Below are 17,113 nucleotides of genomic sequence, written 5' to 3'. Positions count from 1 at the left end.
TCAATTAGATTTAAGGAAATGGTGAACCTTGACCAGGTTCTTAACGCACCCCCGTGGTTGCAAGTGTTACTAATCAAATGCTATACGCGCGCAAATTCAGAAGCAGGCGCTTTGGCAGTCGCAAAGCTTTTGCCTACCAGTGGGGCCAGCTGCTCCAAGTCTTTAAGCAGTGCGGCGAATTGATCCGGGAACAGGGATTGAACCCCGTCACCTGTCATGGAATTATCCGGATCTGTATGCATCTCAATAATAAGGCCGTCTGCCCCCGCCGCCACGGATGCCTTGGACATCGGTTCCACTAGCTCGCGTCTTCCCGTTCCATGACTCGGATCAGAGATGACCGGAAGATGACTCAACCCTTGTAAAACAGGGATGGCAGATAAATCCAGCGTATTGCGGGTGTAAGTTTCGAATGTTCGGATTCCGCGTTCACAGAGCATGACATTCGGATTGCCGCCGGCAAGAATGTACTCCGCTGCATTCAGGAATTCATCATAGGTTGCACTGAAACCTCTTTTCAGCAGAACCGGCTTGCCGCAGGTGCCCAATTTCCGAAGCAGATCGAAATTTTGCATATTGCGGGTACCCACCTGCAGGATATCGGCGTACTCCGCACATATATCCACGTATTCGGGCGTCATAACCTCCGTAATCGTCAACAGGCCGTGTTTTTGCCCGGCTTCCGCCATCATGATCAAACCTTCGACGCCAACGCCCTGGAAGCTGTATGGACCCGTGCGAGGCTTAAACGCGCCACCTCTAAGCACTTGTCCGCCTGCTGCCTTAACCAGCTGTGCAATCTCGTCAATCTGCTGCGGCGATTCCACGGCGCATGGACCACCCATAACGACCAGATTGCCGCCGCCAATCTTGGTGCCTTTAATATCAATGACGGTATCATCCGGATGGAAATCACGACTCGCAAGCTTGTAGGACTTGGAGATTTTAACTACATTCTCTACGCCCTTCATTTGGCGAAGATGCTCCGCAAGCTTCGGGTTTACGCTGCCGATCAGCCCGATCACGGTACGATCCGCCCCCTTGGATACATGAGCCTGGAGTCCTTCCTTCTCAATCTCGCTTACAATATGCTGAACTTGTTCCTCTGATATTTGATTGGATGTAATAACGATCATAATAAAACCTTCTTTCTGAATATATTCCAATTCGATTGTTTAATAATCACTTTCGCGCTTGTTCGCTTTTAAGCTTTTATGCTTTTAACCGATAAAGTAAATATACAGAAAATATCTCCCCTCGTCAAGCCCATTCTTCAAGCCTGCACGCCGGGAGATATAGATCACCTGTTACATCAATTTTTTGCTGCGTCCTTCTGCTACGGTTCGCTTCACGAGCGGTATCACAATTCTTACCGTTGTTCCAATACCGGCTCGGCTGAATAACGTAACCCCGTATTCGCTGCCATAGTGAAGTTTGATTCGTTGATCCACATTCCGAATGCCGTATCCCGCATTCGTTAGATCCTGTCCACCCGTATTATCCAGAACTCTGCCGGGCGGGAACCCGACTCCATTATCGATAATTTTAAATTCAAGCACTTCTTCCAGCACTCTGGCGGTAATTCGAACATGTATATAATCCCCGGTCCAGGCATGCTCCAGCACATTCTCGATAAACGGCTGCAAAATCAATTTTACGGTTTCATACCGGACCACTTCCGGCTCAAAATCATAAGTAACCTGCATGCGTTCGTCGTATTTAATCTTTTGAATATCCACATATGCCTGAGCCTGTTCCAACTCATTCTTCACAGAGATGATATTCCGGCCGTCATTAAGAGACAGGCGATAAAACTTCGCTAAGTCCATCACCATGCGCTGCAGCTTATCCAGCATCCCAAACCGCGCCAGACGGCTGATGGAGGATAGGGTGTTGTATAGGAAATGCGGATTAATCTGTGCATGCAGCGACTCCAGTTCCGCTTGTTTTTTCTGAAGGTCGGCCAGATACACCTCATTAATTAGCTTGCCGATATTGCTGCCCATATCATTCAGGGCCGAAGCGATATGTGTAAACTCATCATTTCCCTTGAACTGAGCCCGTTTATGAAATGCACCTTCCTGAAAAGAATCCAGAACAGAGACGATCTTGGATACGCGTAAGCTGAAGTACTTGGATATTACGATGCTGACTATAAAAAATATAGCAATGCAAATGAGGCAAATAAGCAGGGTGAGGTTCCGGATTTTCACCGTATCTTTTTCCACGATTTCTGCAGGAACGACAGCGATAAGATTCCAGCCGAGCACGGGAATCGGCTTACGAATAAGCAAGTCTCCATTATTGCGCAGCTCGTTCTCCTTAAACACGGTTGTCTGTACCCCGCCTGAAGAAAGAATGACTCTGCCTTGCGAATCCGACAAATATAACGCTGTCCCATCACCAATTTTGTTATAATCCATGCTTTCGAACATATCTTCTAGACTGACATTGATTCGCACGAATCCAATCTCTTGCAGCTGTATAGAACTGATGTCGATCAGCCTGCGCAAAAGTGAAATGCGACCGTTGCCCGCATCATTTTCAACCTGCTTCCATTCCAGCGTCGATCCATAGTTTTCCTCTTGAGGGTAGAGCTTGTACCAGGTCTTATCCACCAGACGCTCATACTGATATATATCAAATAAACGCGTGTTGGATTCAAGCGGATCAGAGTAACTATAATTATTATAAATTTCCCTTAACTCTTCATTCCGTAAATAAATAGACAGCCAAATCTTGGAGTTCGCTGTGTTAATCGCCGTTTCCAACTTCGGAATCAGGACATTGACCATCGTATCGTAACTTACCCATGTACTTTCTGAATAACGCAGTCGGTTATTAAAGGACGAATCAAAGTAGAGCATGTCGGAAACGCGGACGATGTCTTCCATTTTATACGAAATATTATCACTCATTTGGTGCAGGGTACCCTGAATGTTATTATACGTTTGTTCTCTAATCGATTTGATAAATACCTGGTTCGCGATATTTCCTACAAGCAATACCGGTATTATGATGAATACACAGTAAGAAATCATTAATTTGAAGCCAAATGGTATCTTGACCCGGATACGCTCGAATTTCCCCGCCAAACCTAATCACAACCTCATTACAAGCGGTATAGTAGTATGTTAAGAGTGTTTACGCCTATACTCCAATGGTGTCATTCCATACATCTCTTTGAATTGACGACTAAAATAGGGCAAATACTGGTAACCTGTTTGAGAAGCCACTTCATATATTTTAAGTTTCGTGCTGACTAATAGATCTCTGGCTCGCTCCATACGAATCTTGATGACATAATCACTAAAATTATAACCGGTTTCTTCCTTAAACAGAACACCTAGATAGTTTGGAGAAAAGGAAAAACGGTTCGCCATATCCCGGAGCGTAATATTCTCGTGAACCCGCTCTCGTATATTATCAATAATCTCCTCAACAAGGCGTCCATTCTTGGACGATTTGCGAAATTTCAATTGCTCCGATATCTCAAAGACTTTCATTCTTAACCACGAGAAAATATCGTCCATCGTTTCAAATTGCAAGAGTACATCGAGGTTTTTCAGTTCGATTCCCAGCATCCGAAACAGGTCTTCATGCATCGTATGCAAATGCGCGTCCAACTTCAATATAATGTATACTCCAAGATTTCGAACCGTAAATTTGGAGCGGATATTGGATGCTAGCAGTTGTATGGCTTCGATCTCATCGTGGATCTTGACGATCTCATAATTCGTCATAGCGGTAAATAAAGAGTCCAGCCTGATATCGAGGCTTTTGGCGTCCTCCCGGTCCTCTGTCGGCACTTCGTTATAAAGTATCCATTTCCCTTTTCCACGAAACATTTTATAGTCAAGGGCACCCTCTGCCATAACGTAGGACGGATGAAGTTCTTCAAGCCGATTCGCAGTCCCTCCCTCACCTACGGTCACGGTAAGGGGATACTCTTGGCCTAGCGCCGTCAGTAATGACTGAACCTCTTCCTTGTCTTTTGTCGTATCCATGAGTACTGCCATCCGCTGATCTGTCACCTTGCATATATGCCTGAATCCGCAACTCTCCAGCTGCTTATGCAAACTCGTGAAGTACTGCTCATTTAATCCACTCGGATTCTCGACCTCGTAATGATTGCTCCGCCAGGAGCTGACATCATCCACTTCAAGCAATATTACTCGCACGGGCCAGTTCATCTCATGAAGTTGGTATTCCCGCTTAATAATACCCAGCATGGCACCGTCATAAGGCTTCTGGAGAATTTGCAGCAGATACTGATTTTTGAGAATCGGTACCATCAGTTGATAAGCCCGTTCTGTTTCCTTGCGGTCATGGAGCCTGTCCAGCTCAATCCGAACTTTGGTCAACTCTTCAATCAGCTCTTGGTCCTCCATGGGCTTCAGCACGTAATTACAAGCGTTTAATGCGATTGCCTGTTTAACATAACTGAAATCCTGGTAACCACTCACGAAAATAACCTGTAATTCATCATGTATCTTCAGCGCTTTTTGCGCTAATTCAATACCAGTCATATTGGGCATGCGTACATCCGTCACTAGAATGTCGATATCCTCTCGTTGCAGGACTTCCCATGCTGCAAATCCGTTATTGACCGAATCAACCACGGTCATTCCAAGACTCTCCCATGGAATAAAGCTCCTCATGCCCTCTAGGTCCAATATTTCATCGTCAGCCAGCAGCACTTTATAGATGGGTATCCTCTCCCCTAAATTTCGATAAGGGTATGCTGCAGATGCAGCATACCCTTTTGGTTTACGTTATTCTACTTTTGACCCTTCATTTGAGCCAAGTTTTCTTGCCATTTCGTTGTTTTGAATGCAAGAAGTTTATCATATCCAGCTGCTTGAGCATCCGCTTCTGCTTTGTCCAAGACTGCCAGTACTTCTGCATCGTCCTTCGCAAACAGCGCCTTTGCTCTAGCTTCTGTGTAGATATCTTCTACACGCTGGCGGATAATACCTTCTTCGCTTTCTGGGGCCGGATCAAGATTGATGAATTCCGTTGCATTTGCTTGAGTTTTCCAAGTTATTTCATACTGCCAACGAGTTGACCAGTTACGCTCTTCTTCTGGCAATGTGCTTTCGTATTTCGCTTTTGCTGTATCAATAAATACCGTGTTTCCGTTCCACTGGAGGTTTGTTGTTTCCGCTTGCAACTTGCCAAGACCCGCAGCATCCGTAACATATTTCTCAGTAAACTTAGGCGTTATACCATCTTCTTCATATCCATCCCAATATCCGCCTTCCGGTCCCCACATTAACAGTGTTTGACCTTCAGGACCTGTATACCAGTCCAGGAAAGCAAAGATCGCTTCAGGATTTTTTGCAGCTTTCGTAATAACGCTTACGTTCCAACCCAGTTGAGTATAGGTTCCCGGGAAGATTTTATTCTTGTCCAGACCTTCCTTATGAATCGGCCAGATCATGAAATAACCGGCTTCCGGATCTTTGGCAACGAGTTCCGCATGCGCGTTCATTGCATTTTCAGTCGGGCTGGAAGCTGCATATACAGCAACGCGGCCTGTCATTACTTTTTCCTTGATTTGGTCAGCGGTTTGAGTCAATGCATCTTGAGAAATCAGTTTATCCCGGAACAGCTTCGCTGCATATTGCATCGATTCGCGATATGTTGGATCCGTAAAGATCGAAGTCAATTTATCCCCGTTAGGCACACCACGAATGGTAATCCAACGTGTCATTGCATTCTCTTTGAAAGCAGAGTACAACACATCAATTCCTTGTCCTTCAATACCTGGTTCATAAGGAACTACAGAGTTTCCGTATTTCGCCTTGACAGCTTCCAGGTATTTAGTCAAATCGTCCGTTGTTTCCAGCTTAGGCTCGCCAAGCTCTTTATAAATTTTACTGTTGACTACATAACCAGCATTACCGTTCGGTTGACTGGTGTACCAGTTAGGGAATTGATACAGCTTGCCGTCAGGGGAACGAAGCATGTTGATTCCCGCCTCACCCAACCATTCCTTCAAGTTCGGATATTTATCCAAGTAGTCATCGTAAGGAACGAGCATGCCGTTTTCTCTCAATTTTTCAACATCCGATCCCCGCTCCAGCCAAATCACATCAGGAAGCTCGTCGGAAGCAATCATCGTGTTGAATTTTTGTTGAGCATTACCTTGGGAGTTAACCGCTTTTACATCGACTTTTTTATTCTCTTTAATCCATTTCGTTGCGGCATCTTCTCCCCATGTTGGCATGGTGTACCAGTCATAGTGACCATAAAAGCTAAAATCAAGCGGTTGCTCACCCAGTACAAACTTGTCTGATGCTGCTTCTGTTGGCGGTGTGGTGGTTCCACTGTCGCTAGGAGTCGGGTTAGCTGTCTTAGTGCCACCGCTGCATGCTGACAGCATTAAAGCCGCTGCTAACAACGCAGTAACCGATGTGGCCAAAGATTTTTTTCTGAGCCTCATTCTCTAATTTCCCCTTTCATAATTCCCCTTGATATTTATGTCTAAAGCTAAGCTTCAAACAACAGGATTGCTTGCCATACATGTGCTACTCTTTCAACGATCCCACCAGTACTCCCTTAACAAAATGCTTCTGTACAAAAGGGTATACCATGATGATCGGAACCGTAGCAACAATCATTGTTGCCATGGACAAAGATTTCGTGGTCACACTCTGCATTCGGGATAATGCGGCCTGAGAGGCTGAGTCCAAATTACTCATCTGTTCAGACATAATGTTGGAATTCAATATTTGACGCAGTATCGTTTGTATCGGCAGTAATTCTTCTTTATTGATATAAATACTAGGCAAGAACCACTCATTCCAGTGATATACCGCCGTGAATAATGACAAAGTGGCAATAACCGGTCCCGATAATGGCAGGATAATCTTAAAGAAGATTCCCCAGTTACCCGCACCATCAATTTTTGCCGATTCTTCCAAGCCATTAGGCAAGCCAGCAAAGAAGGTTCGGAATATGATCATATTCCATACACTTACCAAACCGGGAATAATGAACACCCAGAAAGAATCCATCAAGCCCAAACTGCGAGTTAGCATGAAGCTTGGGATTAATCCGCCAGTGAAATACATGGTCACGATACACATAATCATGTAATATTTGCGGCCCATCAGTTCGCGCTTGGTCATGCCGTATGCGAAGATGGAAGTTACGAGAATCGAAGTAATCGTTCCAATGATCGTACGTGCTACGGATATGCCGAAGCCGTTCAACAAGCGTTTATCCTGAAACACGATTTCGTAGTTCTCCAATGTAAAATCTCTCGGCCAGAATGTAACCCCTCCAAGCGATGTGTCCGCTCCGGAGTTAAATGAAATTACAAGTGCATTCCAGAAAGGATAAAAGGTCACAAAGGCCAAAAATGCTAAACAGACATAGATCATAATCACCATGAGGCGATCACCGAATCCTAAACGTACCAATCTAATCGCTCCCCTCTATACGATGTTCGTTTTACCATAGACTGTTACCTGATCTGCGTGCTACCACGTTGGCAATGGTCAGAAGCATCACGCTGATTACCGCTTTGAACAAGCCTACAGCCGTTGCATAAGAGAACCGGGAGTTTTCAATACCAATTCGGTAAACATACGTATCAATTACATCTGATACCTCTCTTAAAACAGGGTTCTTAGCCAAGAGCAAAATATCCTCAAATCCTGCATTGAGCAGGCTACCTATTGCCAGAATCATAAAGATGATAACGACAGGCATGATGGACGGTAATGTAATCGTAAAGATCTGTCTGAATTTGCTCGCTCCATCCATATCCGCAGCCTCGTACATATGGGGATCTACACCCGCTACAGCCGCCAAGTAAACGATGGAGGAAAACCCAATTTCCTTCCAGAGCCCTGTGGTCACCAATATCCCCCAGAAGTATTCAGGAATGGATAGAAAGTTAATAGGCTCTTTAATCAAGTTCATTTTTTCTAATAGAATGTTTACACTTCCATTATCGGTAGACAGCATGGAAACCACAAACCCCGATACGATAACCCAGGATAAGAAATGGGGCAGATAACTGACGGTCTGCACCAATCGTTTGAAGAACATATGGCGAACTTCATTAAGCATCAGCGCAAGCAGGATCGGAGCTGGAAAGCCGATCAAAAACTTGAGTAAGCTGATTACGATAGTGTTTCGCATCACGTTCATAAACTCCGGAGACTCAAAGAACATCCGGAAATGCTTCATCCCTACCCAGGGGCTGTCTCCCATGCCTTTGAAGATATTAAAATCCTGAAACGACATCAGAATACCGTACATCGGTATATAACTGAAAACAAAAATTAATGCGAGCGCAGGAAGTACCATTAATTGAATATCCCACTGTTTAAAGAAGCGAATAAATCCATTGTCTTTCTTCCGTTTAGGAACAGTCTTCTGTTCTACGGATATCTGTGCCATGTCCAACCCCCCGTGTGTTCTATGCCATGAAGTTTACCTGATGTCTAACATTGTAGAATAAATGATCCCATATAAACATTTGCCTATTCAACGAAAAATGATATTATTCAATCGAAAATTAAAACGCTTACAGCTTACGGGAGGGATAGAAACCCCAAAAAAGTTCCTTTAACGGGGCAGGTAGTTCTAATTCACCCTGGCATCTTAATCCCGGACATATAGAAAATCCCCTTGCGTCAATAGTGTCAAGTTCAATTCACATGAACAGTTGTTCCACCATTCACTACAAGGGGAAGTATCCATAAGCTCTATCAACATTTAGCCGAGTGATCATGAAAAATGATACTAATCAATTAATAACGGAAGAATACACACTTCCAAGCATATGGCCGTCAACTATGACGATGACGGGATCATATTAAGGACACACCGATATCAACAAAAATACAACGGTTGCGATTGATCGCAACCGTTGTATTAAAATTCTTATGACTTGCTCTTCACCCGTACAGGCGGAAGCAGTTTATTCATATTCACCGTGCGCTTGATCTCCCAGGTTTCCGGCTGATCATGTTCATACTGTTCCAAATAGGCGATGACTTCCTTGGTAATCGGAGTCGGTGTTGATGCCCCTGATGTCACAGCCACTTTGCCTACGCCTTCAAGCCATTCGCGTTTAAGCTCCGTCACATCGCCAATGCGGTGAGCCGGTACGCCGGCTATCTCTTCGGATACCTGTGCAAGACGGTTTGAGTTATTGCTGCGCGGATCCCCGACCACGATAACCAAATCCGCCTGGCCCGCTTGCTCGGCTACCGCCTCCTGCCGAACTTGTGTTGCAAGGCAGATTTCATTATGAATCTCCGCTCCCGGGAATTTATCGAGCAGACTCTTCATGATATGCTTGATGTCCCATTGACTCATCGTCGTCTGGTTCGTAATGATGATTCGGGACGATTTTACCTGAAGCTGTTCGATCTCTTCTTCCTTCTCGATCAGATGTACGTGATCCGGTGCAATCCCGATCGCGCCTTCCGGTTCGGGATGTCCCTTCTTCCCGATATAAATGATCTCATACCCGTCCGCTGCCTTCTCCCGGATCAAATCATGGGTTTTCGTAACATCCGGACATGTTGCGTCGAGCGTGGTTAACCCTTTATCTCGCGCAAGCTTGCGTACTTCGGGAGAGACCCCGTGTGCGGTAAATATGACGGTCCCGCTCTCCACCTGGCTCAGGATTTCCATCCGGTTCGGACCGTCCAGGGTAATGATGCCTTCATCCTCAAAGGATTGCGTAACATGACTGTTATGCACAATCATGCCCAATATATAAATAGGCCGAGGAAGATCCAGATTCTGGGCCGCCTGACGTGCCAAGACCATAGCGTCAACGACACCGTAACAGTAACCTCTCGGTGATATTTTCAAGACTTCGATGATCCTCACCTGCTTTCCGTTGTCATACGTAAAGTATCCAGTCTATTATAACCTATTCCAGCGGAGGAGCAAAGACGACGGGCAGCCAGACGATAAAGGTGCTGCCTTCTCCTCTTCGGGTAACAACCTCGACAGAGCCCTTGTGCTCATCAATAATCCATTTGGCGATGGATAAGCCAAGACCGGTCCCGCTCGTGATGCCTCTGGACTGATCCGCGCGATAGAAACGCTCGAATATAAACGGAACCTCATCCTTATCCATGCCGATCCCCGTATCCGAAATTCGCAGCCCGACCTGACCCTTGTACAGGACGACATCCAGGCTGACTTCACCCTCCGGCGTATACTTGAATGCATTCTCGATAAAGATGAACAGCATCTGCTGCAAGTAGTCCTTATTACCTTCTACATAAACACCGTTTAGGACAGACAGCTCTCCGACATGCCACTCAGCGGTTTTCTCGAGGAAATGAGCGCGCCGGGCGACCTCCTCTACCAAAGGCTGGAGCGGCACCGGATCCAGCTCAAAGGTCTGGCCGGTATCAGCCCGTGCCAGAGATAACATATCGTTCACCAGCCGACTCATCCGCTTCGCTTCATCGGATATATCTCCCACAGCTTCGAACGAGATTTGCTTGATCGTTTCTTCGTCCATATTCGCTCTCTCGCCGGGGGCTTCCGTCCACATCTTCTGGAGGAGATCCACATTCCCCCGGATGGTGGTCAGCGGCGTTCGTAGTTCATGGGAAGCATCCGATACAAACCGGCGCTGGGCAGCATAGGCATCTTCAAGCTCTTTGTAAAAGCCCTCCGTCCTCTCAAGCATCCCGTTAAACGTGCCGATCAATTGCCCGATCTCGTCCTCTGGCCCATCGTATTCAATTCGTACGCTGAGGTCGGTTCCCTTCTGGATCTGCTCCGCCGCCTCCGTGACCTTGCCGATCGGTTTCATGGATTTCCGGGCGAGGAACAAGCCAAGCGTTGAAGCAATGACTAGTGTCGCTGCGGATCCCATGATGAGGATGGATTGAAGTCGGTCAAGTGTCTCATCGATTAACCTTGTGTTGGAACCAATTTGAAGCCATCCGAATAATTTCCTTGAGTTCGTTTCAACAACTGGGGATTCGTATACAAGGAAGGATACCCCATTAAAGGAAAACCGTTTAAACTCTCCGGGTTTAGTCATACTTAACGCTCTTTCTACAGTTGGATTCTCAAATTGCAAACCACTGAACTCCATATTGCCAGATCTCCAGATGGATCCATTATAGAAAGTATAAAGCTGAACGTATAGATCAGCTGCCTCCATATTAAGCGCGGAGGAACGATCCGGTAGAAGCGCAACAGACGAAGACGTGTAACCGATTTTATTCGCTTCCTGTACTAATCGCTGTTTTAACTCCTCATACGTATACAAATGGACAAAGCCATACACCGCCGAGCTGAAAATCAGCAGTGTCACAAATAAAATGCCGGTATACCATGCTGTCAGTCTTAACCGAATGGACATGCTAGTTATCTCCTCTTAAAATATAGCCGGCTCCGCGGATCGTCTGGATCAGCCGTTTACCTCCATGTTCCTCGGTCTTTTGCCGGAGCATGGCGATGTAAACCTCCAGCACGTTGGACTCCCCGCTGTAGTCATAGCCCCATATTTTATCCATGATCAAATCGCGGGACAGCACCCGCTTCGGATTTTGCATAAACAGATGCAGCAGCTCAAATTCCTTGGCGGTAAGCTCCAGTCTTTGCCCGCTGCGAATGACTTCCCTTGCATCGGTATCCATCACGAGATCCTCGAAGGTCAATCGGTGGTTAGAGCTATCGTCCCCGGTTCTACGTCGCAGCAAGGCCCGTACGCGGGCAAGCAGCTCCTCCAGCGCGAAGGGTTTGACTAAGTAATCATCCGCTCCGGTATCGAGTCCCTTGACCCGATTCTCCACCTCATCCTTCGCCGTCAGCATCAGCACCGGTGTCGTGCTTCCACCTTCCCGGAGCCTGCGCAGCGCTTCAAATCCATCGACCTGAGGCATCATGACATCCAGAACGACAACATCCGGGTCCTCACTCAAAATTACTTTCAAACCTTCCGCTCCGTTGGACGCGGTCAGGACGTCATAGCCCTCGAACGCAAGTCCCCTGCGCAGCATCGAAATAATCTTCTCATCATCATCTACAATTAATATCCGGGATCGCATAGCGGCATCTCCTCTATCTTCTAGCGTTAAATTTAGTACGACGTTACAATCCCATTATATCGGTCGTCTCAAGGACAAGACAAGCGGAAGGGAACGGTCCCTTCCGCTTGTTGTCACGCCTATCCAGGGTTACGGTTGTTGCTGTTGTTGCTGCTGTTGGGTTAAATCGAATTGGTTCTTATCGCCGATCGTCAGCGGCAGATCAATTTTCTTGCCGTTACGAACCACATTCAGCGTAATTTTGTCTCCAACCTTCTTCGATTGTATGAATTCACTCAGATCCTTCGAGGTCGGATATTTCGTTCCATCCACGCCTACAATGATGTCATATTGACGCAGGTCTGCTTCATAAGCCGGCGAACGGAATACGACACCGTCAACATAAGAGCCTTCCGTTACGTCGGTGCCCAGGGATTGAGCAATTTGCGGAGTGACCGTTCCCAGATTCGCCCCGATAAACGGAACCGGCTCTTTCGGAACTTCCTCGTTGTTTTTCAGGTATTCCACAACTTCCTTGATCGTGCTGGACGGAATCGCAAATCCGATCCCTTGCGCTTCCGCGCTGACGGCAACGTTCATCCCGATAACCTCGCCCTTCAGATTGAGAAGCGGTCCACCGGAGTTACCCGGATTAATCGAAGCATCGGTTTGCAGAAGATGCTCATAATTACGATCATCCTCGCCATTCGTTCCTTGAATATCGATCTCGCGTTCCTTCGAGCTAAGTACACCTGCGGTTACCGTATGCTCAAAACCGTGCGGGTTACCGATGGCAACAAGCCATTCACCAACCTTCAGCGAGTTGGAGTCGCCTAGCTGCACCGATGGAAAATCGGCTCCTTCGATTTTTAGTACAGCCAAATCGAGCTCATAGCTGGAACCGAGCAGCTTCGCTTCATAAGGCTTTTTGGTACCCTGAACCGTCACTTGGATCACATCTGCGCCATGGATCACATGCTCATTCGTCAAAATGTATCCCGACTTCTCAAAGATAAAGCCCGAGCCGATGCCTGAAGGCTGAAGCTGGGATTCCTGACCTCCGTTATTGCTGCTTCCACCGTTTCCGCCATTTCCTCCCTGGCTCGATTGTCCGCCGCCAAAGAAGTACCAGAACGGATCATTCATGTTCGGATTCGTGTTTTGACGATTGCTGCTGTTTACAAGCGTCTCGATCAGCACGACGGCTGGACTTGCTTGGTCAACAACCGCCGATACATCGCCCGGATTAGAAGGAATCATGGCCGATGCCGTAGTAGCTCCGCCGTTATCATCAACGCTAGCTGAAGTTTCTTGGGCTGGCTCCGATGAATACGCCGCATCCGGCGTAAACAGATTCGTGCGGTCCGCGGCAAACATCAGGCTTGAAATAACAAGGACTCCAGCCAAGAAGGACAACAGCACCGTCTTCACGGAATTTTTAGGCTTCTGGCTGTAATTCCATTCTTTGTTTCTTTTCATCGAATCCATAGATCCGCCGCCCCCTTGGCTTCCGGAGGAATGTGACTGCGAGAAACCGGAGGATGGAACCGGTTTAACCGGCTGCGGAGCGGTAACCTCCACTTCCTGCGATTCCCGGCTGTGATATGGTCGCTCCGTCTGCTGATCATCGCGTTCATTGGGTATGGACTGAAACGGTCCGTAAGAATAGTAATAAGACGAATTCTTCGTGGATGCTTCCTCACGTCTCGGTGCTTCATTGTTATTCGACTCATTGTTCATTCCCTCATCATCCGGATACCCGTAGCGCTTTCTTTGGTCGTCCATAGGTCTACCTCCTATTTAAAATCACTTGCTTCCAAGTGGTTTAATTGATTAACTGTTCTTATTGTGTACTATAAACCTTAATAGTACCTTAAAAACAATTAAAAGGCAGATAAAAAGAAAGCCGAGCGGCGTCAAGGGAATCTGATCCGAATGATGGCGCTATATTTTGACCCATCCCTTACGGTGAGCATAAATCGCCAATTGCGTGCGGTCTTCCAGCTCACACTTCATCAGCAGATTGCTGACATGGGTTTTAACCGTTTTAATGCTGATATGCAGCTCTTCGCCGATCTCTTTGTTGCTCTTGCCCTCGGCAATGAGCAGCAGCACTTCTTTCTCGCGCTCGGTAAGCCCCGAATCATCGCCGTTCACCATATGTCGGCGGATCCCGCGGGTAAGTGCTTCCGACACGTCTTTGGTCATGACCGGCATGCCCCTGAACGCTCCTTGAAGAGCATAGATGAGTTCGTCAGCCGAAACGGTTTTCAGTACATAACTGACAGCCCCCGCCTCAATGCACTCAACCACAAGCTCATCTTCAAGAAAGCTGGTCAGAATCACAATCTTCTGATCCGGGAACTCGGACATGACCGCACGCGTGGTCTCTGCCCCGTTCATCACCGGCATCATCAGATCCATAAGAATGAGATCAGGCCGGTCTGCCTCATCTCCATTTCTTAACATATCAACAACCTCTTGGCCGTTAGCTGCCTCTCCGATCACTTCAAATCCCGGATCCAGCGACAAATACGTTTTTAATCCCATACGAACCATATCATGATCATCCGCCAGCAATATCCGAATCGTACCCATAATGATGTTGTCCCCTCTCTACTCCACTGGCTCAGCCAGCTCTTCCTGTTCCTTGCTCTCTTCCGCAGCCGGTCCCTGATTGCCCTCGGCCTCAAATAGCGGAATGTTTACGCGAACTGTCGTTCCTGCACCCTTTTTGCTTATGATATCGACCTGGCCACCAAGCTTTTCGGCCCGTTCACGCATCGTGGACAACCCGTATGAGCCCTGCTTGCCTGCCACCTCGTCAAATCCAATACCGTCGTCGCTGATGCTTAAAATAACGCGTTTCTGATCCTCACGAAGCGACATGCTGACAAGGCTTGCACCGGCATGTTTCACAATGTTGGCTACGGCTTCCTGGATAATCAGGAACAGCTGATGCTCAATTGCATCGGATACCCCGCCGTAGAGCTCCACATCCTTCATGCCCTTCAGGCCATTTTGGCGGCAGTAATCCGGAAACCACCTTTCGAGTGCCTCCTCCAGGGTTCTTCCTTCCAGTTCAACAGGCCGAAGCTGTGCAATCAGCGCCCGCATCTGCTTCTGTGCCACGTGAGACATCTCAATCAACTGACCGAGCACTTTATCGCCGTGCTCCGGGTTTCTCTTCAGAACCGCCGGAAGCGATGAAGCCGACATATGAATCGCGAACAACTGCTGACTGACCGTATCATGCAAATCCCTTGCCATCCGCCGTCGTTCCTCAAGCACCGCGGCTTCCGCGGCGATCTCTTTCTCAATGACATCCTGCTCGCCCAGGCGCTGCAGCAGCTTCATCTTCTTCTCCAGCGCTTCCGTCATTCCGTTAAACTCATCATATACTCTGGCAAAAGAACCGTCTTCCATAGCCGGCAGCCGCACGTTCAGATTTCCTTTGGCAACCTGCAGCATGTTCAGATGGAGCAGGTCCAGCGGCCGCTGAATGCGCTGCCCCGCGATGTATCCCGCAATCCCCGTAAACAGAAGTACACCGACCGTGTAATACACCCACAGCCGGTTATCTTCAATATGTATGTAGCCGGATTGGTTTGCTGTATACAGGAAAACAGCAACTCCGGCTCCAATCAACAGAAAGTAAAACAGTATCACCCATTTGGTATTTTTCAATATTCCCATCATAACGGTTATCCTACCCTATTCACTTTGACATCACCGATAAATACGCTGACGGTGATTCGTATTTTCTTACCGGCTTCCCTGTAATGCGGGCTTTCCAGTCCGGCATTGCTCATAAAGCCGCTGCGGCTTTCCTCCAGCACCTTCATATCGCCAATGAAGGAGTTGGTCGTGACATGAATGCCGACATCCGAATCATTCGGAACGAATACTTTGACATCCCCGATAAACGCCGAGATGTTGATTTTCGTTTCTCCGTAAGGGATTTGAGCTTTGGTCAGATCGAGCACTGTATCACCGATGAACTGGGAGATATTTGTCGGCTTCAGCTGAAAATAATCTTTTCCCATATGCACGTCCCCGATAAAAGAGGACTTGTTCACCGCATCATGGCTGTGCCAAGATTGATGATGATGGTGGTGATGTTGGTGCTGTTCATCCTTATAATCCGATCCGTTGCCGTAGCTTTTGCCGTTATCGTCAAAATCCACATGAACTCTGAACTTGCTGCGATCCTGATGCTCCTGGCGCGGGCGCTCCTGCTGCTGTCCCTGCCAGCGGTAACCCTTGCCTTGCTCATGAAAATCCGGTGATCCTGGTTCGCGCTCGGGCAGGATATTCTCAGACTTGTCAGCCTTGTCTGGCTTGCCAAATCTCCGTTCGAATTCTTCATCCAGGGAAGAATCCAGCGGACGCGCTTCAGGCGGATCGGGAATGTCGTAATGGTCGCTACGATGCGAGCTGAAGTCATCCGGACTTGGCGGTGATGGCGGCGGCGTATGAGGTTTCGGTTTGAAAATGACCTGCAGTCCAAACCCAATCAAGATAATAGGAATCGCATATTTGATCAGATCGCCAAACGAGAAGTCAATCAAATACAGGTTTTTCCCAAGAAAGTAAGATCCGATAATGATCGGCACAACGGAGCCCCATAGTGCTCCTCCACGGGCATAAATTAAGCTTTGCAGCCCGAACCAGATGATGAACACCGGCCAAAAAGTCGAGAATATATAACCAAGGTCCACATGTATCATATCAAGCTGATTTAGAAGAAACACCACACCAATACCGATGAGCAGCAATCCGTTGCTAAGCTGGCTCCATCCTTTTCTACTCATGGTCATCCCCTTGCCTTCCAGTTCTATTTTTTCTTAACTACAGTGTACAACATATTGCGATGAACAGGTTAGCGGCGGTGGAATGAAGTTGATCTCGGTCTAGAGACTGAGTCCATGGATAAAAATGGGAGGAGAGCCATAATCAAAACCACCCGTGTGAACGGGTGGTTTGCTCTGCGGCTGAAAGCCTTTGTTACTGGCCAGCCCTAAAGGGCATTGAATCGTTCGCCAACCGCACTACTTTTTCGGCTACCCCTTAAGGGGCCT

The 17,113-nt window shown here is 47.4% G+C and carries 13 protein-coding genes; all 13 read right to left on the bottom strand.

Features of this window, described 5'->3' with window-relative positions:
- Nucleotides 1–80: 80 nt before the first annotated feature.
- Complete coding sequence (aroF, locus tag AK95_RS00075) at nucleotides 81–1,136, bottom strand: 3-deoxy-7-phosphoheptulonate synthase (RefSeq protein ID WP_071217865.1); 1,056 nt, start codon at nucleotides 1,134–1,136, stop codon at nucleotides 81–83.
- Between the two features lie 171 nt (nucleotides 1,137–1,307).
- Nucleotides 1,308–3,041, bottom strand: a complete 1,734-nt coding sequence (locus AK95_RS00070; RefSeq protein ID WP_071218137.1) for a sensor histidine kinase — start codon at nucleotides 3,039–3,041, stop codon at nucleotides 1,308–1,310.
- Between the two features lie 93 nt (nucleotides 3,042–3,134).
- A complete protein-coding gene (locus tag AK95_RS00065; RefSeq protein WP_311200693.1) occupies nucleotides 3,135–4,700 on the bottom strand; it encodes a helix-turn-helix domain-containing protein in 1,566 nt (521 codons plus the stop codon).
- 80 nt (nucleotides 4,701–4,780) lie between these two features.
- Entirely contained in the window at nucleotides 4,781–6,448 is a 1,668-nt protein-coding gene (locus AK95_RS00060) for an extracellular solute-binding protein (RefSeq protein ID WP_071217863.1), read from the bottom strand.
- Nucleotides 6,449–6,533: 85 nt separating this feature from the next.
- Nucleotides 6,534–7,430, bottom strand: coding sequence for a carbohydrate ABC transporter permease (locus tag AK95_RS00055; RefSeq protein ID WP_071217862.1), 897 nt, complete (start codon nucleotides 7,428–7,430; stop codon nucleotides 6,534–6,536).
- A 31-nt stretch (nucleotides 7,431–7,461) separates the two neighbouring features.
- A complete protein-coding gene (locus tag AK95_RS00050) occupies nucleotides 7,462–8,418 on the bottom strand; it encodes an ABC transporter permease (RefSeq protein WP_071217861.1) in 957 nt (318 codons plus the stop codon).
- A 486-nt stretch (nucleotides 8,419–8,904) separates the two neighbouring features.
- Nucleotides 8,905–9,855, bottom strand: a complete 951-nt coding sequence (locus AK95_RS00045) for a 4-hydroxy-3-methylbut-2-enyl diphosphate reductase (protein WP_071218136.1) — start codon at nucleotides 9,853–9,855, stop codon at nucleotides 8,905–8,907.
- Nucleotides 9,856–9,907: 52 nt separating this feature from the next.
- Nucleotides 9,908–11,365 (bottom strand): sensor histidine kinase, encoded by a 1,458-nt coding sequence (locus tag AK95_RS00040; protein WP_071217860.1) that lies wholly within the window; start codon nucleotides 11,363–11,365, stop codon nucleotides 9,908–9,910.
- 1 nt (nucleotide 11,366) lies between these two features.
- Entirely contained in the window at nucleotides 11,367–12,053 is a 687-nt protein-coding gene (locus tag AK95_RS00035; RefSeq protein WP_071217859.1) for a response regulator transcription factor, read from the bottom strand.
- Between the two features lie 129 nt (nucleotides 12,054–12,182).
- Nucleotides 12,183–13,817, bottom strand: coding sequence for a S1C family serine protease (locus tag AK95_RS00030; RefSeq protein ID WP_071217858.1), 1,635 nt, complete (start codon nucleotides 13,815–13,817; stop codon nucleotides 12,183–12,185).
- Between the two features lie 159 nt (nucleotides 13,818–13,976).
- A complete protein-coding gene (locus AK95_RS00025) occupies nucleotides 13,977–14,630 on the bottom strand; it encodes a response regulator (RefSeq protein WP_071217857.1) in 654 nt (217 codons plus the stop codon).
- 18 nt (nucleotides 14,631–14,648) lie between these two features.
- On the bottom strand, nucleotides 14,649–15,731 hold the full coding sequence (locus AK95_RS00020; RefSeq protein WP_071217856.1) for a sensor histidine kinase: 1,083 nt from the start codon (nucleotides 15,729–15,731) through the stop codon (nucleotides 14,649–14,651).
- 5 nt (nucleotides 15,732–15,736) lie between these two features.
- Nucleotides 15,737–16,852, bottom strand: coding sequence for a cell wall-active antibiotics response protein LiaF (gene liaF / locus AK95_RS00015; protein ID WP_071217855.1), 1,116 nt, complete (start codon nucleotides 16,850–16,852; stop codon nucleotides 15,737–15,739).
- Nucleotides 16,853–17,113: the final 261 nt, after the last annotated feature.

The organism is Paenibacillus sp. LC231 (assembly GCF_001860525.1).
GTDB lineage: Bacteria > Bacillota > Bacilli > Paenibacillales > Paenibacillaceae > Paenibacillus_AQ.
This window is presented reverse-complemented; position numbering and strand designations above follow the sequence as displayed.

Bases quoted from the DNA above. Each gene is read 5' to 3' on its own strand.
- AK95_RS00040 (WP_071217860.1), bottom strand. From the start codon at position 11,365: ATGTCCATTCGGTTAAGACTGACAGCATGGTATACCGGCATTTTATTT.
- AK95_RS00035 (WP_071217859.1), bottom strand. From the start codon at position 12,053: ATGCGATCCCGGATATTAATTGTAGATGATGATGAGAAGATTATTTCG.
- AK95_RS00070 (WP_071218137.1), bottom strand. From the start codon at position 3,041: ATGATTTCTTACTGTGTATTCATCATAATACCGGTATTGCTTGTAGGA.
- AK95_RS00060 (WP_071217863.1), bottom strand. From the start codon at position 6,448: ATGAGGCTCAGAAAAAAATCTTTGGCCACATCGGTTACTGCGTTGTTA.
- aroF (WP_071217865.1), bottom strand. From the start codon at position 1,136: ATGATCGTTATTACATCCAATCAAATATCAGAGGAACAAGTTCAGCAT.
- AK95_RS00020 (WP_071217856.1), bottom strand. From the start codon at position 15,731: ATGATGGGAATATTGAAAAATACCAAATGGGTGATACTGTTTTACTTT.
- liaF (WP_071217855.1), bottom strand. From the start codon at position 16,852: ATGACCATGAGTAGAAAAGGATGGAGCCAGCTTAGCAACGGATTGCTG.
- AK95_RS00050 (WP_071217861.1), bottom strand. From the start codon at position 8,418: ATGGCACAGATATCCGTAGAACAGAAGACTGTTCCTAAACGGAAGAAA.
- AK95_RS00025 (WP_071217857.1), bottom strand. From the start codon at position 14,630: ATGGGTACGATTCGGATATTGCTGGCGGATGATCATGATATGGTTCGT.
- AK95_RS00030 (WP_071217858.1), bottom strand. From the start codon at position 13,817: ATGGACGACCAAAGAAAGCGCTACGGGTATCCGGATGATGAGGGAATG.